This is a genomic window from Parabacteroides provencensis, from assembly GCF_900232875.1.
GTDB classification, from domain to species: Bacteria; Bacteroidota; Bacteroidia; order Bacteroidales; family Tannerellaceae; genus Parabacteroides; species Parabacteroides chinchillae.
Map to the genome: position 1 here is coordinate 61466 of NZ_LT960490.1, position 21272 is coordinate 82737.

Consider the following 21272-nt stretch of genomic DNA (forward strand, 5'->3'; position numbering starts at 1 on the left):
CTTATTCGGCTTTTTTTACCCTCATACCGATCTCCTGAATACCCGGCAATGCTTCATTCCTCATACCTTGCCTGAAGCTAAAGGTATACTGTCCTTCATAAGGGAATAGATAGTTCGTACGAATAGGAAAACTAGACTGGAAAAGGGAAATGCCATGTCCATACCATTTGCCGTATTCGTCAGCAAGCGTGCACTCTATTGTATCTCTTTTCAATGGGCCAACGGGCAATTCTTCATTACAAAATAACCATAAGTTTTGATAGGGATAAAGGTTATTATTTCGTATTTCCAGTGTAAGGTTATATGGAGTGGATATATCTGTTACATGGAAAGTGAAATAATATTCTTTGTTCTTTTCCCACGATGTATTATCAATGGCCTGGTATTGGTCGTACAAGGCCTGATTCTCGCAGGAGAAGAACAATAGAGATACAAAGGCAGCAATGCAGCTTTTAAGCTTCTGGCTTGTTTTCCGGTTGGTTAGCCGGTTTAACAGGTTGCTGGGGCTTGTCATTGTTATTCTGCTTATCGTTGTTGTTTATTTTCGGTTTTTGCTTCGGACGGTTGCTCCGGTTACCATTATTTGCATAACGGTTATTGTTTCTATTACCTCTTTCTCTGTTTCCATTGCTGTTGGTATTGCCCGTGTTTTCTGGATTGTCTGAGGTAATATTTGTATTGGTACTATTTCGGGTATTTTCATTTGTACCATTCTTATTATTGTCTCCGTTACTACGTTTCTTTTTCTTTTTCTTTACAGAATCGAAACGTGTTACGCTATCCTGCCCTAAGATATCTTGAGCATCTCTCTTGGGTGGCTGAGGTTTTGTGTCGGCTTCCAGAGAAATAGGTTTATTACCTTTCTTATTCATGTTGATGACATCAAAAGCACGTTTGGCCGGTATGGTTATCAGATTGGCGGCAAATGATTTGTCGGTAGAATAAGTAATCTCTTGTTTGAAGATATCTGTTTTGAAATGATAATATGAATTATCTTTAGTTTCCAGAACAATTTCCCGGGATGGCAAACGTTTTTGTGCTTCTACGTATGCATCTACCTCGTAGTTGATACAACATTTCAACTTGGCGCATTGTCCTGCCAGCTTCTGGGGGTTCATCGAAATATCCTGATAGCGGGCTGCCCCAGTGGCTACCGATACGAAACTTGTCATCCAGCTTGAACAACAAAGTTCGCGTCCGCAAGGGCCAATTCCGCCGATACGTCCGGCTTCTTGACGGGCTCCGATTTGTTTCATTTCAATACGGACACGAAATGCTTCCGCAAGTACTTTAATAAGTTGCCGGAAGTCTACACGTTCATCGGCGATATAATAGAATATAGCTTTGTTTCCATCTCCTTGGTATTCCACGTCTCCGATTTTCATGTTTAGGCCTAATTCGGTCGCAATCTGACGTGACCGGATCATCGTTGCATGTTCTTTAGCCTTTGCTTCTTCGTATTTCTCGATATCGTTGGGTTTTGCTTTTCGGTAGACTTTTTTAGGTTCGTTTCCTTCTCCGGTACGTACATTGTTTTTTTTCATTTGCAGAAGAACCAGTTTTCCGGTTAGGGTTACAATTCCGATATCATGACCTGGACTTGCTTCTACTGCAACAATGTCTCCTTTCTCCAAAGGTATTTTCGAACTGTTAAGATAATACCCTTTGCGGGTATTTTTAAATTGTACCTCTACGTAATCGGTTGCATTCTCTGCATCCGGAACATCGCAAAGCCAATCGTATGTATTGAGTTTTGTATTTTGTACTTTGCTGCATCCCTTTTTTCCCATGCAGCAACTTCCTGTATTTAGTTTGAAATCCATTTTCTAGGTTGTATAATATGTATATATTTAATGTACAATACGCAAAAATAGTGATTTATTCTAACACTTCCGCATGTGCCGATAAAAATATGTAAGAAAGCCCGGTAGCAACTGTTTACTACCGGGCTTTCTGTTTATATTCTGTCAGACTTGCTGATTATTTTACTAAACCGTGGCTTTTAAATACCTTATGAATAGCTTCCAAGGCATAATCCAATTGTTCTTTCGTATGAGTTGCCATCAAAGAGAAACGGATTAGCGTGTCTTCTGATGCTACAGCCGGAGCTACTACCGGGTTTACGAATATGCCTGCTTCGAATAATTCTTTTACAATAAGGAATGTAAGATCGTTATCACGGATGAACAACGGTATAATAGGAGTGGAAGTATGACCTATCTCGCAACCCATATTACGGAAACCGTCTAGTGCATAATGTGTCAGATCCCATAAGTGTTGTATACGTTCAGGTTCGCTCAACATAATATCCAGAGCAGCATTGGCAGCAGCGGTTGCAGCCGGAGTATTACTTGCACTGAAGATATATGAGCGGGAATGGTGGCGTAAATAGTTGATTACTGATTCGTCAGCTGCGATAAATCCGCCGATAGAAGCGAAAGATTTGCTGAATGTTCCCATAATCAGGTCAACATCATTTGTTACGCCGAAATGGTTACAGGTTCCGCGTCCTTGATTGCCGAATACACCTATACCGTGTGCTTCGTCTACCATTACGCTAGCATTATATTTCTTAGCCAAAGCAACTATTTCCGGTAATTTGGCAACATCGCCCTCCATACTGAATACGCCATCTATAACGATCAGTTTTACTTTGTCCGGTTCGCATTTTTGGAGTTGTTTCTCCAGCGAATCCATGTCGTTGTGTTTGTATTTTAATTTGGTGGAGAAAGAAAGGCGATGGCCTTCTATAATAGATGCATGGTCTAATTCATCCCAAATAATGTAATCTTCACGTCCTGTTACACAGGAAACCACGCCTAAATTAACTTGAAAGCCTGTAGAATATACGATGGCATCTTCCTTACCAACAAACTCTGCTAATCTTTTTTCCAATTGGATATGTAAGTCCAACGTTCCATTAAGGAATCGTGAACCGGCACAACCTGTACCATATTTTTTAATGGCTTCAATAGCTGCCTCTTTTACTTTAGGATGGTTTGTTAATCCCAAGTACGCATTTGAACCAAACATCAGAACTTTTTTACCACTGATCATCACTTCTGTGTCCTGATCACTTTCAATCATTCTGAAATAGGGATAAATCCCTGCTGCCATAGCTCTTTGAGGAGCATCGTACTTTGCTAATTTCTCTTGTAAAAGTTTCATATGTGTTATTAAGAGAATGATTTCTCGCTATTTGTTTATTCTGTATGAAAGAATTCCGATTTGCCGATATATCAGCATCTATGTTTCGACAAATCCAGCCGCAAAAGTAGTAAAAAAATAACTTATAGTAGTCCAAATGCTTTAAAAGTTTTATAAAAGCATTATTTTTGTCTTCTCAAATGTTAAAGATAAATTCAAAATGAACGGATGTGATATAAAGGTACAAGCTATTATTAATCCTATATCCGGGGTTGGCTCAAAGCGTAAGATTCCTAAGATGATAGAAGAAATGTGCCTTCGGAGTCATTGTTCGTTAAATATAACTTTTACCGAATACGCAGGTCATGCCAGTGAGCTTACAAAGCAGGCAATAAAGGATGGCGTACATTATATAATAGCTGTGGGGGGCGACGGAACGGTGAATGAGATAGCACGTGCCATGATCCATTCGGATGCAGTGTTGGGTATTGTCCCGAAAGGTTCGGGTAATGGTTTGGCCCGTGAGTTGCATATCCCTATGGAAATCCGTAGGGCGGTAGACTTGATCAGTAAAGGCCATGTTACTACCATTGACTGTTGCAGGGCTAACGGACGTGTATTTTTCTGTACTTGCGGCGTTGGATTTGATGCTGCTGTAAGCCAGAAATTTGCAAATGAAAAACGTCGTGGTTCTCTTACATATATAAAAAATACGGTTGAAGAATACTTAAGTTATAAGCCGGAACCTTACGAGTTACAGGTGGATAACCAGACAATAAAGGAAAAAGCCTTTCTGGTAGCTTGTGCTAATGCTTCTCAATATGGTAATAATGCTTTTATAGCTCCTCATGCAAATATACAGGACGGTCAGATGGATGTTACTATTCTTTCTCCGTTTACCCCACTTGATATTGCACCTCTTGCAATACAGTTATTTACAAAACAGATAGATCGTAATAGTAAGATCAAGACAATGAAGGCGCATCAGGTTACTATTATTCGTCAGAAACCGGGAGTCATGCACCTGGATGGCGAACCTATTATGGCCGAAAGCCGTATAGATATAACACTGGAACCAAGAGCATTGAAAGTACTTACACCGGAGGTTGTTTCTTTCTCGGAAGAAGTACATTATTTATTTGATGAAGTGACCCGTTTTTTTGATAAAAGGCTTCCTTATATCTTTAAATAAAAGTGGTACGTGTTGTTGGTGGTTTTTTGTTTATTTCAGATAATAGTCTCTGGTTAATGTTTTGAACTCAGGAGTATATTGATGGCGGGCTTCTTCGATTGTGAGTTCATTTTCAATTTTTAATGACTGGGCAGGCGATAATTCGATCAGTATTCTTTTTGGCTCGGCTCCGGGTACAGGAATGACGTTTGTGATGCGGATGGCAAAAAGCTTGTTCTCTTCTGCAATTTTCATCAGTTCTTCTTTCTTGTCAAAAGGTAGTATTAATGCGATTCTTCCGTTTGATGTTACGATTTGCAGGCAACCGGTTATCAAGTCGAAAAGCTGAAGGCTTTCTGTATGTCGTGCAGTAGTTCGTTTATGATCCGGACATTTTAAGGAATCTGTAAAATAAGGCGGATTGGATACAATAAGGTCGTATCTTTTATCGGTTTGTTTTATGTACTCTTCAAAAGAGGTATGATAAATATTGATTTGTCCGGCGAAAATAGAAGCCTGTATGTTCTCTTTTGCCTGAAGGCATGCATCTGCGTCTATATCTATTGCATCTGCCTGAGCTGTGCTACGCTGTGCCAGCATTAGTGCAATGAGTCCTGTTCCGGTACCAACATCCAATATGTTTTTGCAAAGATATGTGTTAGCCCAGGCTCCCAAAAGAACCCCGTCGGTACCTACCTTCATAGCACATTTGTCATGCCATACGGTAAATTTTTTAAATTGAAAATAAGGATTTGCCATATCATTTTATTATTGCTGATGCAAAAGTAGTCAGATTCGGACTAAAATCTGTAACTTTGGCACGTTTATTGTATTAACATATACAATGATTAATGTATATATGAAAGGAAAAAAGAGAGTATTTAGCCCGGAATCATACGATGATATGGATGACAATATAGGGATTGTTATGCCAATTCTTACAGAATGCGATGTGGATGAAGATTTTACTGAAGGAGTAGATAAAGTAGGGGATGTAGTCCCTATTCTTCCGCTTCGTAATATGGTGCTATTCCCGGGAGTCGCTATGCCTGTTGTTGTGGGGCGTCCCAAGTCGATGCGATTAATAAAGGAAGCACTGCATAAGAAGAGTTTGATTGGTGTGGTTTGCCAAAAAGACATGGCAACCGAAGAACCGGGATTCGATGATTTGTATACAACTGGTGTGATTGCTGATGTTGTCCGCGTATTGGAAATGCCGGACGGGACAACTACGGTTATTTTGCAAGGTAAGAAGCGTTTTGAACTGAATAGTTTAGTTGAAACGGAACCGTATCTCACCGGACAGATTAAAATTCTGGAAGATACTGTGCCAGATAAGAGCGACCGCGAGTTTGAAGCTCTTATTTCTACTATAAAGGATTTGACAATAAAGATGTTGGGGGCAGTAGCCGATCCTCCGCGTGATCTTATCTTTTCTATAAAGAACAATCAGAACATACTGTATCTGGTAAATTTCTCGTGTAGCAATATTCCAAGTGGTGCATCCGAAAAACAGCAACTTCTTTTGATCGGGGACTTGAAAGATCGTGCTTACCGTTTGCTTTTTATCTTGAATCGCGAGTATCAGTTGGTGGAGCTGAAAGCTTCCATCCAGATGAAGACACACGAAGATATAAACCAGCAACAGAAAGAATATTTCCTCCAACAGCAGATTAAGACGATACAGGAAGAGTTGGGCGGGAATATCAATGAGCTGGAGATAAAGGAATTGCGTGAGAAAGCTTTTAAAAAGAAATGGCCGGTTGCAGTTGCCGAAATATTTGAAAAAGAATTGCGTAAACTGGAACGTCTGCATCCTCAATCTCCTGATTTTTCTATCCAGACGCAATATGTGCAGACAATTGTAAATCTGCCATGGAACCAGTATAGTAAAGATAACTTTAACCTGTCTCATGCGCAGAAGGTTCTGGATAGAGATCATTACGGATTGGAAAAGGTAAAAGAACGTATTATTGAACATCTTGCAGTCCTGAAACTGAAAGGTGATATGAAGTCGCCGATTATTTGTCTTTACGGACCTCCGGGAGTAGGTAAAACATCTCTAGGAAAGTCTATTGCCGAGGCTTTGAATCGTAAGTATGTCCGTGTTTCTCTGGGTGGCCTTCATGATGAGGCAGAAATACGCGGTCATAGACGTACATATATCGGTGCTATGTGCGGACGTATTATTCAGAATTTACAGAAGGCGGGAACGTCTAACCCGGTATTCATTCTGGATGAAATCGATAAGGTGACGAATGATTTTAAAGGTGATCCTGCAGCAGCATTACTGGAAGTGCTGGACCCTGAGCAGAATAATGCCTTCCATGACAACTACCTGGATATAGACTATGATCTGAGCAAAGTAATGTTTGTTGCTACCGCAAATAACCTGAATACGATTTCGCAACCCTTATTAGACCGTATGGAACTTATTGAAGTGAGCGGTTATATTATGGAAGAAAAGGTTGAAATTGCGGCAAGACATCTTGTTCCGAAGCAATTGAGCATTCATGGCATAGAAAAAGGGAAAGTGAAGTTTCAGAAAAAGACTTTGCAGGCAATTGTTGAGTCGTATACGCGTGAGAGCGGAGTCAGAGAATTGGATAAAAAGATAGCAAAGGTAATGCGTAAACTGGCTCGTAAAGTTGCATCGGACGAACCAATACCTTCTGTTATTAAGCCGGAAGACTTGCATGAGTATCTGGGAGCAGTAGAATATACACGGGATAAATACCAGGGTAACGAATATGCAGGTGTAGTAACCGGTCTTGCATGGACTGCTGTTGGTGGAGAAATATTGTTTGTAGAATCCAGCTTGAGTAAAGGAAAAGGTTCGAAACTGACTTTGACCGGTAACTTAGGCGATGTGATGAAGGAATCTGCCATGCTGGCTCTTGAATATATCCATGCCCATGCGTCTTTGTTTAATATAAATGAAGAATTGTTTGAAAACTGGAATGTGCATGTGCATGTACCTGAAGGTGCTATTCCTAAAGATGGTCCGAGTGCAGGTGTTACGATGGTAACTTCTTTAGTGTCTGCCTTTACACAGCGTAAAGTGAAAAGTAATCTGGCGATGACAGGCGAGATAACACTTCGTGGAAAAGTACTTCCTGTTGGCGGTATCAAAGAAAAAATTCTGGCAGCTAAACGCGCCGGCATTAAGGAATTGATCCTATGCAGGGAAAACCAGAAAGACATTGATGAGATTAAACCTGAATATCTGAGAGGGTTAACATTCCATTATGTAGATGATATACAACAAGTGGTGGATTTGGCTTTGCTCAATGAGAAGGTTAGTAATCCGCTATTTTAGGAAATAAAAAAGGATTGTCCACTTTAGGACAACCCTTTTTTGTAATATCGAATCATATTTATTTTGCTTCTTCTATGGTTTCTTCTTTTGCTTCTTCAGCAGGCTCTTCCGGTGTAAAGTCTGTGATGCCAGCTCCTATTAAGATATTATACCAGCTTAATAATTTTTTGATATCACTCGGATATACGCGATCACGGTCAAAGCTCGGTAATATTTCAGCGAAATAAGTACGTAATTCTTCTGGTTTTGCAGTGGAAGTGTTAATAGACACTTTAGCGCCGTTTTCTTTATTCTTAACGCTGGTCAGCACTTCATGTAAAGGAACTTCTGCTTCGTCTGTATAGATGGCAATGTCACCTAAAGAGATCACTTTATCTTTTGCATAGGCAGGTACTCTCTTCTTGTCTGTTAACGACTCAACAATCAGCATGTTTTTTCCATGGGAAACCAGTTTAAACAGGCCGGGTTTTCCCGAAATAGACAAAATAGTCTTCAACATAATATTCTTTGTTTTCTAATAGTGTTAAACTTTAAAGCTGCAAATGTAGTACAACTAACCGAATATACAGATACAAATGGGGGGAAAAAACGTATAGCTGTTACCTTTTATTCGGCATTATCTTGTGGTTGTCGTGAGGTTAAATAGTTTAAGAATTGATTTGTCTGGGGTAATAGGGCATGAATATCATCATTGTATATAACATAGTCCGATAGTTCTTTTTTTTGTTCGTCGGACATCTGATTGGAAATACGCCGTATGATTTCTTCCCGGGAAACGTTATCGCGGGCTAGTACCCTGGCTATGCGGATTTCTATGGGCGCATAAACCATCAGGTTTACATCAACTGTTTTGTTAAAACCTGACTCAAAAAGTATTGCTGATTCAATAGCACAGATATTGGAATGCTGATTGCGTACCCAGTTTTGGAAATGACTATTTACTTCCGGGTGTATAATTGCATTTACTTGTTTGAGGCACTCAGGATTATTGAAAATATAAGAAGCTAATAATTTTTTATTCAGTCCCTGCTCTGTATAAATATCTTTACCGAGTAGTTCTATGAGTTGTTTTCGTATGGCAGGTGAACTGTCAGTTAGTTGTTTGCTTTCTTTGTCGGCAATATATACCGGTATTCCGGTTAGCTGCAAAATAGTTGCTACGACCGACTTTCCGCTTCCTATTCCTCCGGTTATACCTATTTTAATCATGGCTGTTTTGTTCCAGAATAAATTCTATTTTGTCGGGGAATAAGGTTGCATTGCGTATCCAGTCCGGTTTAACGGAAAGCTCGATAGGTAATGTTCCTGACATGTTTTGTTCCAGGTTTGCAAATGGGATTTCAATAGAAAACTGGTCGGCCGAAAGTTCTTTAAAGCGTGAAAGCGGTACACTGCATGTCACCTTAATTACAGCCGGAAACATCCTTAATGTATAATGACTAGGTATACCCTTACAACTAACGGGGATATCTAAAGTTTTATCCGTATATTCCTCTATCGGAATAGTTACTGTAACTGTAGACGGGTCGTAGTTTACACCGGGAATTTTTTGTAGAGGTATATTTTTGGTAACTGTTTTGTCGCCATCTTTTATTTCAGTATAAACTGTCTGAATAGCAGTTAGCGAATCTAATATGACATCACTTGCATAGGCATTAACCACAGGTGGTGATATTATGATTTCGCCGGATTGTTGAAATCCTGCATTAATATGAATATCTCCGTTAAATGCTACAGGTATTTTCTTTTGAACGCTTTTACTATAGCTGATATCTATCTGCTGAGGCTCGAAACTGATTAACGAAGTGGTAGATATGAGTTGCTTCAGAATGTCACTTTCAATGACTTTTCTGCTTATATGGAATGTTCCGTTCTTTTTATTGACATTTTTCATATCAGCGTCAATAGGGGCAAAACGTCTCCCGAAGGAATAGTTTAATAAAACACTTCCTTTGTCTTTTACATGTACTGTGACGTTGCTGGGAACGGTGTCTGTAAAAGCGATTTCGGGCGAAACATTCTTATATCTGACCGGAATATTGATCTCTATTTCATATTCCTGCTGTAAACTTTGAAGAAGCCAAAATCCTAAAGCCAGGAGTATAAATGAGAAAAAGACTAAAGTTTCTTTCCATCGTTTGCAACGCAAAAAAACTTTAGCCTTTTGTAGGACAGACTTGAATAGTTGTAATAAGTTTTCAAGCCTTAACATGAATTCGTTGTTAATTACTTTTGCTGTGCGTCCTCTGATGAAGCGAATACAGAAGTTTTATCTACACGGATACGAACACCGTCTGCAATTTCTATCAGCATGTAAATGTCTCCGATTTCTTTTATTTTTCCGTATATGCCCCCGGATGTGATAACTTTATCTCCGGTCTGCAATGCTTCGCGTGCTTTCTGGATTTCTTTTTGTTTCTTTTGTTGCGGACGAATCATAAAGAAATAGAAGATGGCAACAACTACGACCATCATTAGAATGCCAGACCATTGAGACTGGCCGGCACCAGCAGCTTGAAGTAAAATACTAATTAAGCTCATACTATTATAATTAATTTACAAGTTAATATCAAAAACAATATGTGCAAATGTAAGTATAATAATTAGTCTTTAAGCAATAACTTTTCTTTTTTTAACTCACTTACTATGGAATCGAGTATGCCATTAATAAATGTTCCGCTTTTGGGAGTGCTGTAGTATTTTGCAGTATCTATATATTCGTTCAGGGTAACGATTGTCGGAATAGTTGGGAACGTCATGATTTCGGCTATGGCAACCTGCATTATGATAAGGTCCATATTTGCAATACGTTCTGTTTCCCAATTTTTTATATGTTTTTCTATTCGTTCGCGAAATTCTTTTCCTTTCAATAATGATTGTCTGAATAACTGGATTGCAAACGACTTGTCTTCCATATCTTTGAACATGGGCAATAAAGCCTGCTTACTTCCGTTCTTTTCTTCAAACTTCTTGATGGTTTTTAGGGTGAAAGTTTCGACAATTTCTATATCATCATTCCAGTAAATACTTTTATCTTCCAGATAATCTTCTACCGTTTCATTGCCACATATAATTTTCTTGAATACGGTACGCCAGAATTCTTTGTCAGTTTCGTACGAATCGTCTTTGTTAGCCAGGTACTCTGCATATAAATCGGAATCAAGAATCTGCTCAAGTACGGCTTTTATAAAATCTTGGTCATTACTCCATGAAATACCTTGTTCTGAAACATACTTTTTCAAAGCGTCGTTTTGTTCAACCTGGGCTGCAAAACGATTGTCTGTCAGGCGTGTGTTCGGATTTAACTCTGCTTCCGTAGGCATGTACTTGTTTTTACGGGTATTGAGCAGACGTTTTTGAAGGTTTGTTACTTCAACAATAAGAAGAAGGAAATAATGATATAAGTCGTACGACTTTTGGAGGCTGAAAAGTAATTCATTTTCCGCTACTTTGAGGTCACCGTTACCATTTTGATAGTAAGAATATACTATCTGTAAAACTTTAATGCGGATTAAAATTCTGTTGATCATCGTTTGAAAGAACTTCTTGTTATAAATTTAGGTTGCAAAGGTAGCTATTCTTTTTATAAAAAAGAGGGAGTTTGCTTAATTTTATATGCATTAGATGATATTTTGAATTTACGGCTGTTTGGGTGGTATTTTGATACGTTAAAATAGTTGCTATTTAAAAAAAAATGCACATATTTGAGGCTAGTTATGATAAATGGGACGGGTGTATTAATAAATGTTAGCTGTCATGGAAGATTCTATAAGGAAAACACATGTTGAGGGTGGTGATAAAGAAATTTTATATTCTAAAGCCATCAAAGCAGGGAAACGGATCTATTATCTGGATGTGAAGAAGAATTTAAAAGATGACTTGTTTTTAGCTGTTACTGAAAGTAAAAAGATTCAACCTAAGGACGGAACGCAAGTATCTTTTGAAAAACACAAAATTTTCCTGTATAAAGAAGACTTTGACAAATTCATGGATGGATTGAACGATGTAATTCATTACATTAAGAGATGCAATGAAGGTAAAGGGCCGGATGTTCAACTTGAAAATGAAGAAGGGGATAATGCTTCTGATGAGATAAAGCTCGATATAGAGTTTTGAGAAAAAAAGAAAAAAGATAATGGGCTGCTTTCTTTATCAAGAAAAGCAGCCCATTACTTTTATAGGTACTTGTATTTAACAAGTAATCCTATTTTTCCTGCGATATTTATTCTGCCGGATGGATAGCTTCTGTAGGACAAGCATCTGCGCAAGTTCCACAGTCTGTACACATTTCAGGATTGATACTGTATTTATCACCTTCTGAAATTGCTCCTACCGGACATTCATCAATACATGTACCGCAAGCAATACAATCGTCGCTAATTACGTAAGCCATTTTATTAAACGTTTAAATTGATAACTATTAGTTGGTGCAAAATTAGAGCTTTCTTTGTATTAAAAAAATATCTGCTGCTTTATTTTGCCCATTTAGGTGCATTTTTGCAATAACTTTATTTGTTTTCCGTTATAATTCAAAATTGAATCAGAGTTGAAACGTTTGTTATTTGTATTATGCGTGTTGTGTCTGGCTACCACAGGAGCTATGGCACAAAAGGAAAGGGTGAAGAATCAACCGTATGCCGATTTGAAGTGGTTCCATTTAGGTTTCCATGTAGGTCTGCATGCGCAAGACTTGTTGTTGACTAATTCTGGTGTTACAACAAATGGCGAAACTTGGTTTGCTGAAATACCTTCTTATTCTCCGGGATTTAGTGTCGGAGTTATAGGTGATTTATATTTGAATCCATATTTTAATTTGCGTTTGGTTCCTACAATTCATTTTGGAGACAAGAAGTTTATTTTTCGTGAGCAATCCACAGGTGAAGAGTTTACAACGAATACGCGTTCTACTTACTTGTCTTTCCCGTTGGATGTAAAGTATACTGCTTTGCGTCTTAATAATTATCGCCCTTACTTGATTGGCGGTATATACGGTTCATTTGATTTGGGGCGTAAGAAAGACAATCCTATTTTGTTGAAAGGTGCAGACTTCGGACTGGAGTTTGGTATAGGATGCGATATTTATTTACCCTTTTTTAAATTGTGCCCGGAGTTGAAATTCTGTTTTGGCCTGGTTGATTTACTGGAAAAAGACCGGTCTAGCTTGAATGATCGTGACCTGATAAAATATACAGATGCTCTTTCGAAAGCAACTTCACGAATGGTTGTCCTTACGTTTAATTTCGAATAAAAAGTTCAATATAGATATAAGAAGCAGGTATAGCCATCATCACACTGTCAAACCTGTCGAGCATGCCTCCGTGTCCCGGCAATAGTTTACCGGAATCTTTTACACCTAACGTGCGTTTTAGCAGCGATTCTATTAAATCTCCCCATGTGCCGAAAAGAACAATTGAAAATGAAAGTCCCAACCAGTTATATCTGCTGATTTCTGGTGCATACCAAGCAAAAACCTGTGAAGATGCTAATACAACGACAAGCCCTCCGAAAAAACCTTCCCATGATTTTTTAGGCGAAATTCGTTCGAATAATCTTCTTTTACCTATACGTGAACCTACTAAATATGCACCTGTGTCGTTTAGCCAGATAAATACAAATATAGCTAATGCATATAACGGAGTGAAAACAATTTCACCCGGAGTATTGGGAATGGAAGTTATAAAATTCAACATGGAAAATGTCCCTGCACAATATACCTGGGCTAGTAATGTAAATGCCCAATTATTTATAGGATTCGGGGCTTTGTGATAGAGCTCGGCTATCAATGTATACATCAAAAATAAAAGGTAGGGCAGGAATATGTTTCTGTCTGCTAATCCGTTTGCAAACATGAATGTCCCTATGAACAGGTAGGCACCTCCAATAGAACTGATAACCCGCTGAATGGTTGTATTTTCATAGTGATCCATTAGCCCATAAAATTCCCATAAAGAAAGAGCTGTGATAAGAGTAAATATAACCAGAAACAATATTGGATGGAAACAAATAGCTCCCAACATAACCGCTACAAAGATTACACCGGTTAATGCTCGTTTTATCAGATTATTCAAGATTATAATGTTTTGTTTTCGTATAAAATTTGTTTCGGATGCAAACCTACATAAAAATATCGAATTACAATATGCCTGATCCTGATATCTCGATCATTTTCTAATATCATCCCGATCATTTCACAAAATCATCTTGATGTTTTTGTGAAATGATCGGGATGATATTTTAGAGAGATGGTATACAAAATCAAAAAAGTTATTTCCGAAAACGATCAGGCTATTTGTTCGGATTCTGCCTTACTGTCATTTTCCGGCACGACATTTTTGTCATCTTTATCTTCCGCTTTATTTTTTTCTGCTTCGGTTTGTTCTCCATTCTTTGTTTTACTTTGCAATTCAAGGATTTCTTCCGAACGTGAAATCCAGGCCCGTTTACCAAAAATATGTTCTACATCTTCAGCATATATAACTTCGCGTTCCAATAAAACTTTTGCTAAAGCGTTGTGTCCTTCCGTGTTTTCCGACAGGATTTTTTTAGCCCGTTTATATTGTTCGTTTATTATTATTTGTACTTCCTGGTCGATCAGTCGTGCTGTTTCTTCGCTATATGGTTTGGTGAATCCCCAATCTTGTCCTGTCGAATCATAATAATTTAAGTTAGGCAATTTGTCACTCATTCCAAAATAAACAACCATTGCGTATGCTTGTTTTGTTACACGTTCCAAATCATTGGATGCTCCTGTTGAAATTTTTCCTAAGAATAATTCTTCAGCGGCACGTCCTCCAAGCGTAGCACACATTTCGTCCAGTAATTGTTCGCGGGTGGTGATTTGGCGTTCTTCCGGAAGATACCATGCTGCTCCTAATGCTTTTCCTCTTGGTACGATTGTAACCTTTACTAAAGGATTGGCATGTTCAAGCAACCAGCTTAGCGTAGCATGGCCGGCTTCGTGATTGGCAATGCAATTACGTTCATCGGTTGTTGTGATCTTGGTACGTTTTTCCAGACCTCCGACAATACGGTCTACTGCATTCATAAAGTCTTCTTTCTGTACAAATTTTTTGCCATTGCGCGCTGCTATTAAGGCTGCTTCGTTACAAACGTTAGCAATGTCCGCACCTGAGAATCCCGGTGTCTGGCGAGCTAAAAATTCAGTATCGACACTGTCGTCAATTTTGATAGGACGAAGATGTACACCAAATATTTCTTTACGTTCGTTCAAATCGGGCAATTCTACATGAATCTGTCGGTCAAAACGTCCGGCACGAAGCAATGCTTTGTCCAGGATATCTGCACGGTTTGTTGCTGCTAAAATAATAACACCACTATTGGAACCGAAACCATCCATTTCTGTAAGTAACTGGTTCAATGTGTTTTCTCGTTCGTCATTACTGTTCATGTTGACGTTTTTTCCACGGGCGCGCCCTACTGCATCAATTTCGTCAATGAATACAATACATGGTGCTTTTTCTTTTGCCTGGCGGAATAAGTCACGCACGCGTGAAGCTCCCACACCAACGAACATTTCTACGAAGTCGGAACCTGACAGTGAAAAGAATGGAACATCGGCTTCGCCTGCAACTGCTTTTGCCAGCAATGTTTTACCGGTTCCCGGAGGGCCTACAAGTAATGCGCCTTTAGGTATTTTACCTCCCAGTTCGGTATATTTGTCCGGGTTTTTTAAGAATGATACGATTTCTTCCACTTCCTGTTTTGCTTCGGATAATCCGGCTACATCTTTAAACGTAACTTTCTTTTGGTTATCCTTATCAAAAAGCTGGGCTTTTGCTTTGCCCACGCTAAAGACACCTCCGGGACCACCTCCGGCTCCGCCGGACATGCGCCTCATAAGGAATATCCATACAACAATAAGTAGAATGATAGGACCGAATGATACGAGGAAGTTCCACATTGTATCATCTCCTTCTTCAAAGCTGACTTGTGTATCAATATGATCGTTGGCTACAGCATTATCGTAGAAATCGGAGAATTTATCAGCCGAAGGTATCTTTACGAATACTTTCGGAGAATTACCAAGGCGGCTGTTATCTCCTTTAAAAACAAGGTCGGTTTTTCCGTTCTTTACAGTAGCTTCAACCAGGTTCTTTTTGTTGTAAACTACCATTTTTTCGAAAACATTATCTTTGGCCAGCTTCTGAAATTCAGTCCAGCCCAACTCTTTTGATCCTGAAGAATCGTTTGTCATATACAATGCAATAAGCATCATGAATATTAATCCGTACATCCAGTACAGGTTAAAACGAAACATCTTCGGCTTGCCGTTCTTCGGAGATTTATTAAACATGTTGTTTTTATTTTCCATAAAAGATAAATCTAATTAAAACCGGTCGTTAATCCAGATTAGGAATTTGAGTTACTTTGGAGTCTGCCCAAAGATTTTCCAGATTATAGAATTCCCTCTGTTCCGGTAAAAATATATGTACAAGAACCGTGCCATAATCCATGCCAATCCACTGGGCTCCCTGGTTTCCATCAATGGACAGAGGTTTTTCTCCGGTTTCTTTACGGGCAAAGTCCCATACTGAATCTGATAGTGCTGAAACTTGGGTAGGTGTGTTTCCTTCACAAATTATCATATATTCACAAATGTTCCCTGATAATTGGGTTAAATCCACGGTTACAATATTTTTGCCTTTCTTTTCCTGAAGGCCTTCAACAATCGCTTTTACTAATTCTTTTGTTTGATCCATCTATTTTGTATTGAATAATTTTCTGAGTCGCAAATATACTTCTTAAATTTATTATGATCGTCTTTTCCTTATATAATATATGTATAAACCTTTTCAAAATGAAAACAAGGGCTGGAAGAAAATGTTTATTTGCGGGAATTTTTTCGGTCGAATATTTGCAGTATTAGAGAAAGTATATACCTTTGCACTCGCAAACGAAAGCGTTGCATTATTTAAGCTTTATTGTTCAATGGTGTAATGGTAGCACAACAGATTCTGGTCCTGTTAGTCCAAGTTCGAGCCTTGGTTGAACAACAATAAATAGCATCGCCTTTGTTGATAGAAAAATATATTTTGTTCAATGGTGTAATGGTAGCACAACAGATTCTGGTCCTGTTAGTCCAAGTTCGAGCCTTGGTTGAACAACAAAAGTTTAATAGCCCGCTATTCTTTGAAGAGTAGCGGGCGTTTTTTTATTTATATCTCGTCCATTTTATTAATTCTTTCAGGCTGGGCTTTTTGCCATACATAAGAATGCCGACCCTGTATATCTTACTTGATCCCCAAATTATAAATAAAGCAGTTGCAAATAACAAACCGACAGAAACGAGGATTTCCCATATAGGAATGTCGTAAGGTAAACGTACCATCATAACGATGGGAGAGGTGAAAGGTATGAATGAGCACCAGACAGCCAATGGACCGTCCGGATTGTTCATGCTATAAACGCCGGCATACAAGCTGAATACCATTAATATAATAATAGGCATCATGAACTGCTGTGTATCTTCTTGTTGCTCCAATGCACTTCCTATGGCGGCAAAAAGAGCTGCATACAGCGTATATCCGCCTATAAAGTAAAGCACGAAACAAACTCCTATTTCCGTGAAATTAATGGAGTTGATTACTTCCTGAATCTGTGTCTGCATCTCTGAAGACTGTACTGTCATGGCTCCTCCTATGTTTTGTGCTGCCATTTGTGCATTCATTAGATCGTCAGGACTTGTACCGCTTCCTAAAAATAAGAGTGTGCCGGATACGAGGACGGTTGTCAATATACCCCATAAAAAGACTTGGGTTAATCCTACAAAACCGATTCCTATTATTTTCCCCATCATCAGATCGAAAGGTTTTACGGAGGAGATGATAACTTCTATAATCCGGTTTGTTTTTTCTTCCATCACACCTTGCATTACCATTGCCCCGTAAAACATGATAAACATATATATAATAAGTGTAAGCATCATGCCTACGATAGAGGCAACTGCTGCCGATGTGCTTTTTTCATTTCCTTCTGTATCCCATTTAACAGTCTTGATATCAAATTTAATTTTGCTGTCTTCTATAATCTTGTTCAGATTAGGAATGTTGAAGGATGCAAGTTTTTCATCCCTTAAATTCTTAGACAATATATTATCAATCTCCTGCTTCAGACCGATAGGGATTTGCTTTTCGGAATAAAGTGCAGCTGCATTCGGATTTTCTAAAAGATCGCCGGTGATGTTTAGAATAGCAAAGATTTCTTTGTTTTGGTCGTAGCGATACTGATCCAGATTCCCGTTTGTATTTATGAATATGTATTCGTCTGTGTTTTGAAATAGAGGGGCATATTTACCTGTTGCATCTATTATTGCCACTTTTTTTGCTTCATTACCTTTGATACCGGAAAGCCAAAGCGGAACGAATACTAATGCGGCAAATAAGAACGGGGCAAGAAAGGTGATAACCAGGAATGATTTTTTACTTACCCGGCGGAGATATTCTCGTTTTACAATTAATCCTATTTTATTCATGCTTTTATCGTATTAGAGCCAGAAACGGTGTTGATAAATATGTCATTCATAGAAGGTATTTCTTCTGAAAAGGAAAGAATGTCCAATTTGCCGGCCAGCAATGTCAGCAGTTCGGAATTGCTGATCTCTTTTTCTTTATGAATGTAGAGTTCGGTAATGTCGCCGTCATTTTCTTTCGTCCGGAAAGAAAATGCATTCCATTCGGAAGGAATTTCCATTTCGTTCGAGAGAAATTTAATTTCGTCCGAATATACCTTTAATAAGTAAGTATTGCTTTTGAACCGGTTTCGTATATCCCGGACATTTCCGGACAACACTACTTGAGAGCGGTTAATTAATGCGATGTTGTCGCATATTTCTTCAACAGACGACATGTTATGTGTTGAAAAGATAATTGTATGGCCTGCTTCTTTCAGTTCCAGGATTTCCTGTTTGAGCCGTTCGGTGTTTACCGGATCGAAACCGCTGAATGGCTCGTCGAAAATGAGAAGTTTAGGCTCATGTATTACAGTGGTGATAAACTGTACTTTTTGTTGCATGCCCTTAGATAGTTCTTCCAGTTTTTTGTTCCACCAGGGCATGATGTCAAACTTTTCGAACCAATGTGTCAGGCGTTTTCGGGCTTCCATGTATGATAAGCCTTTTAATTGAGCAAGGTAGATTGCCTGTTCACCGACTTTCATCTTTTTATATAGCCCTCGTTCTTCCGGTAAATAACCGATCTGATAAATATCTTCCGGACATGAAAGGCGTCCGTTGAATAATATTTTACCGCTGTCCGGTGCCGTAATTCGGTTAATGATGCGGATCAGTGTGGTTTTTCCTGCTCCGTTAGGACCAAGCAATCCGAATATTTTTCCTTCGGGGACTTGGATGCTTACTTTATTCAGTGCAAGATGTCCGGCGTATTGTTTTACCACATCTTCAGTTTCAATGAAATTCATAGGCCATGATTTGTATTACATTTTAAGTATGATGCGTTCACCCAGTTCTTTGCTGAGTACATTTTTAATTTCATTTAGTCTGGTGAGTTGTTTTATTAGTTCAACAGCCTGTTCCATATTTCCTTGTGTCTGCGCTTCCTTTATTTTTACCTGTATTTCTTTTATTTGTTGTAAGACATACGCATCTTTCAGGGCAAACAGTTCACGAAGGACTAATGGTTCTATTTTATCCTCTTCTTGTTCCAGCTCACGATATTTTGTGTGATATTTGCTGAGCTGATATTTTTCGCTTATCAGGTTGGCTGCCAGTTTGCTAATGTTTGGATTGGGATGAGCCAGAAAATAGCGGTTAGCAATGAACCCTTTGTCTTTGCAGTGTTCGGCAGCTTCATCCAACATGGTTTTGAAAAGGGGCGTATAAAATGTTAAATCATCACGTTCCAGATCAAAGCGTATATAGTCTGCTACGTGATGGATTACTTTTTCGTTTGTCTCTTCGTCCACATATTCGTATAAGATACGTTCTCCATATCGTACAATATAACGGAGCAATGACAGCTCATAAGGCTCGTATGGCGAACGCTTTGGAGCTATTGTTTGCGAGGGTTGGGCTGTGTGTGGAACAGAAATGGGGTCAGCATCTTCTGCAGGATAATCTTCTTCTGTTGGGGGAGGATAATTATTGGGCGGTAAAGATTCTGTATTTTCCTGATAAGGTTGGTAACCCGGAAAATCAGCATACTCCTGATAAGTGGGAGAAGGCTCGGAAACTTTCCCGGAAGTGCCTGCTGTTCTTGTTGGGGAAGTTGTACGGTTATCTTCTTTACTTAGCCGTATTTTATTGACTTCATTCAGTAAGACGCGTTCATCAATTTCCATCATAGCGCTGCACTCGCGAATATATACGGAGCGGGCTATGTTGTCCGGGATAATGGCAACTGTCTTGATAATATCGGAAATCAAGGCAGATCGTTTGATCGGGTCTGTGCCTGCGTCATCCAATAATAGCCGGGTTTTAAAGCGAATGAAGTCAGTCTCGTTTTGCTTGATAAATTCGGCAAATTGGCTGGCATTGTGTTTTCGTGCGAATGAATCCGGGTCTTCTCCATCAGGAAGAAGCACCACTTTTATATTCATACCGTCTTCCAGCAACAGGTCGATCCCCCTTAGAGCGGCCTTAATACCCGCAGCATCACCATCATATAGTACGGTGATATTATTGGTAAAACGATGTATCAGCCTGATTTGCCCCTGTGTAAGTGCTGTCCCGGAAGAAGCAACAACATTTTCTATTCCGGCCTGGTGCATGGATATCACATCGGTATAACCTTCAACAAGAAAACAGCGGTCTTGTTTTACAATTGCTTGTTTGGCAAAGTAGATCCCGTAAAGCTCATTGCTCTTATGATATATGTCACTTTCTGGAGAGTTGACGTACTTGGCCGTTTTATCATCTTTTTTGAGAACGCGGCCGCCAAAAGCAACCACTTTCCCACTCAGGCTATGAACCGGAAAGATAACGCGGCTTCTGAAACGGTCGTGTATATTTCCATTGTCATAGGCTATGACTAATCCTGTTTTATCCAGGTATTCTTTCTTAAATCCCTTTTTTAATGCAGCCTGATATAAAGCGTCGCGTTGATCCAAGCTGTAACCCAGTTGGAATTTTCGGATGATGTCGTCTCTGAAACCCCGCTCGGCAAAATAACGAAGACCGACAATTCTTCCTTCCTGATGTTCGTGAAGTTGAGTGGAGAAGTATTGTTGAGCCCAACTGTTAACAATGAACATACTTTCGCGGTCGCTTTGGACTTGCTTTTCCTTGTCGCTTAACTCCCGTTCATGTATTTCTATGTTATACTTCTTGGCCAGGAAACGTAAAGCATCGAAATAACTGAGTTGTTCGTGCTTCATGATAAAGTGAATGGAAGTACCTCCTTCACCGCAAGCGAAGCATTTACATATGTTTTTGGAAGGCGAAACGTAAAATGAAGGTGACTTATCGGAGTGGAACGGACATAACCCCACATAGTTTACGCCTCGTTTCCGGAGGGTGACAAATTCTGAAACTACGTCCACTATATTTGCCGCATCCAGTATTCTGTCTATAGTAGGTTGATCTATCATTCTGCATCCTCAATTTAGGAAGACAAATGTAGCGATTATTTCCGGTACAACAAGAGACGGTTCCAAAAGAAA

The 21272-nt window shown here is 39.1% G+C and carries 20 protein-coding genes; 4 read left to right on the plus strand and 16 right to left on the minus strand.

All coding sequences use genetic code 11. From position 1 onward, the window contains the following. Position 1: 1 nt before the first annotated feature. From CTY47_RS11465 to spt, 3 genes are all read right to left on the minus strand, one after another. Positions 2-514, minus strand: a complete 513-nt coding sequence (locus CTY47_RS11465) for a gliding motility lipoprotein GldH (RefSeq protein ID WP_099464932.1) — start codon at positions 512-514, stop codon at positions 2-4. Further along, the gene (locus CTY47_RS11470) at positions 453-1823 is read right to left on the minus strand and encodes a PSP1 domain-containing protein (protein ID WP_099464933.1); all 1371 of its coding nucleotides are present in this window, start codon (positions 1821-1823) and stop codon (positions 453-455) included. The genes CTY47_RS11465 and CTY47_RS11470 overlap by 62 nt, the downstream gene beginning before the upstream one ends. 157 nt (positions 1824-1980) lie before the next feature. Beyond that, complete coding sequence (gene spt / locus CTY47_RS11475) at positions 1981-3168, minus strand: serine palmitoyltransferase (protein WP_099464934.1); 1188 nt, start codon at positions 3166-3168, stop codon at positions 1981-1983. 199 nt (positions 3169-3367) lie between these two features. On the opposite strand from spt, the gene CTY47_RS11480 reads away from it, so the two are divergent. Continuing rightward, on the plus strand, positions 3368-4339 hold the full coding sequence (locus CTY47_RS11480; RefSeq protein WP_099464935.1) for a diacylglycerol/lipid kinase family protein: 972 nt from the start codon (positions 3368-3370) through the stop codon (positions 4337-4339). 30 nt (positions 4340-4369) lie between these two features. Here CTY47_RS11480 and CTY47_RS11485 read toward each other — a convergent pair whose 3' ends face one another. Further along, on the minus strand, positions 4370-5077 hold the full coding sequence (locus tag CTY47_RS11485) for a tRNA1(Val) (adenine(37)-N6)-methyltransferase (protein ID WP_099464936.1): 708 nt from the start codon (positions 5075-5077) through the stop codon (positions 4370-4372). 85 nt (positions 5078-5162) lie between these two features. Here CTY47_RS11485 and lon point away from each other — a divergent pair, with 85 nt between their 5' ends. Continuing rightward, positions 5163-7637, plus strand: a complete 2475-nt coding sequence (lon, locus tag CTY47_RS11490; protein WP_233202170.1) for an endopeptidase La — start codon at positions 5163-5165, stop codon at positions 7635-7637. Positions 7638-7695: 58 nt separating this feature from the next. Here the strand turns inward: lon and CTY47_RS11495 are convergent, their stop codons facing one another. The 5 genes from CTY47_RS11495 to nusB form a co-directional block, all read right to left on the minus strand. Next, positions 7696-8136, minus strand: a complete 441-nt coding sequence (locus CTY47_RS11495) for a DUF5606 family protein (RefSeq protein WP_099464937.1) — start codon at positions 8134-8136, stop codon at positions 7696-7698. Between the two features lie 107 nt (positions 8137-8243). Beyond that, a complete protein-coding gene (coaE, locus tag CTY47_RS11500) occupies positions 8244-8846 on the minus strand; it encodes a dephospho-CoA kinase (protein ID WP_099464938.1) in 603 nt (200 codons plus the stop codon). Continuing rightward, complete coding sequence (locus tag CTY47_RS11505; RefSeq protein WP_099464939.1) at positions 8839-9849, minus strand: YbbR-like domain-containing protein; 1011 nt, start codon at positions 9847-9849, stop codon at positions 8839-8841. The genes coaE and CTY47_RS11505 overlap by 8 nt, the downstream gene beginning before the upstream one ends. 14 nt (positions 9850-9863) lie before the next feature. Further along, entirely contained in the window at positions 9864-10178 is a 315-nt protein-coding gene (gene yajC, locus CTY47_RS11510) for a preprotein translocase subunit YajC (protein WP_099464940.1), read from the minus strand. Positions 10179-10240: 62 nt separating this feature from the next. After that, positions 10241-11167: a transcription antitermination factor NusB gene (gene nusB, locus CTY47_RS11515; protein WP_099464941.1), complete on the minus strand. Its 927-nt coding sequence runs from the start codon at positions 11165-11167 to the stop codon at positions 10241-10243. A gap of 226 nt (positions 11168-11393) precedes the next feature. On the opposite strand from nusB, the gene CTY47_RS11520 reads away from it, so the two are divergent. After that, positions 11394-11753 (plus strand): DUF3276 family protein, encoded by a 360-nt coding sequence (locus CTY47_RS11520; protein WP_099464942.1) that lies wholly within the window; start codon positions 11394-11396, stop codon positions 11751-11753. 106 nt (positions 11754-11859) lie between these two features. On the opposite strand, the gene CTY47_RS11525 is transcribed toward CTY47_RS11520, so the two are convergent. Further along, positions 11860-12030: a DUF362 domain-containing protein gene (locus tag CTY47_RS11525; protein WP_005854886.1), complete on the minus strand. Its 171-nt coding sequence runs from the start codon at positions 12028-12030 to the stop codon at positions 11860-11862. Between the two features lie 153 nt (positions 12031-12183). On the opposite strand from CTY47_RS11525, the gene porT reads away from it, so the two are divergent. Then, a complete protein-coding gene (porT, locus tag CTY47_RS11530; RefSeq protein ID WP_099464943.1) occupies positions 12184-12885 on the plus strand; it encodes a type IX secretion/gliding motility protein PorT/SprT in 702 nt (233 codons plus the stop codon). Here the strand turns inward: porT and CTY47_RS11535 are convergent. The 6 genes from CTY47_RS11535 to dnaG all read right to left on the minus strand — a co-directional run bounded on the left by CTY47_RS11535 (position 12872) and on the right by dnaG (position 21200). Further along, the gene (locus CTY47_RS11535; protein WP_099464944.1) at positions 12872-13705 is read right to left on the minus strand and encodes a phosphatidate cytidylyltransferase; all 834 of its coding nucleotides are present in this window, start codon (positions 13703-13705) and stop codon (positions 12872-12874) included. The genes porT and CTY47_RS11535 overlap by 14 nt on opposite strands. 212 nt (positions 13706-13917) lie before the next feature. Then, positions 13918-15969, minus strand: a complete 2052-nt coding sequence (gene ftsH / locus CTY47_RS11540) for an ATP-dependent zinc metalloprotease FtsH (protein ID WP_099464945.1) — start codon at positions 15967-15969, stop codon at positions 13918-13920. A gap of 28 nt (positions 15970-15997) precedes the next feature. Next, the gene (gene rsfS / locus CTY47_RS11545; protein ID WP_099464946.1) at positions 15998-16357 is read right to left on the minus strand and encodes a ribosome silencing factor; all 360 of its coding nucleotides are present in this window, start codon (positions 16355-16357) and stop codon (positions 15998-16000) included. A gap of 452 nt (positions 16358-16809) precedes the next feature. Beyond that, positions 16810-18129, minus strand: a complete 1320-nt coding sequence (locus CTY47_RS11560; RefSeq protein ID WP_099464947.1) for an ABC transporter permease — start codon at positions 18127-18129, stop codon at positions 16810-16812. After that, entirely contained in the window at positions 18126-19073 is a 948-nt protein-coding gene (locus CTY47_RS11565) for an ABC transporter ATP-binding protein (protein ID WP_099464948.1), read from the minus strand. The genes CTY47_RS11560 and CTY47_RS11565 overlap by 4 nt, the downstream gene beginning before the upstream one ends. 15 nt (positions 19074-19088) lie before the next feature. Next, positions 19089-21200: a DNA primase gene (gene dnaG / locus CTY47_RS11570; protein ID WP_099464949.1), complete on the minus strand. Its 2112-nt coding sequence runs from the start codon at positions 21198-21200 to the stop codon at positions 19089-19091. Positions 21201-21272 lie beyond the last annotated feature (72 nt).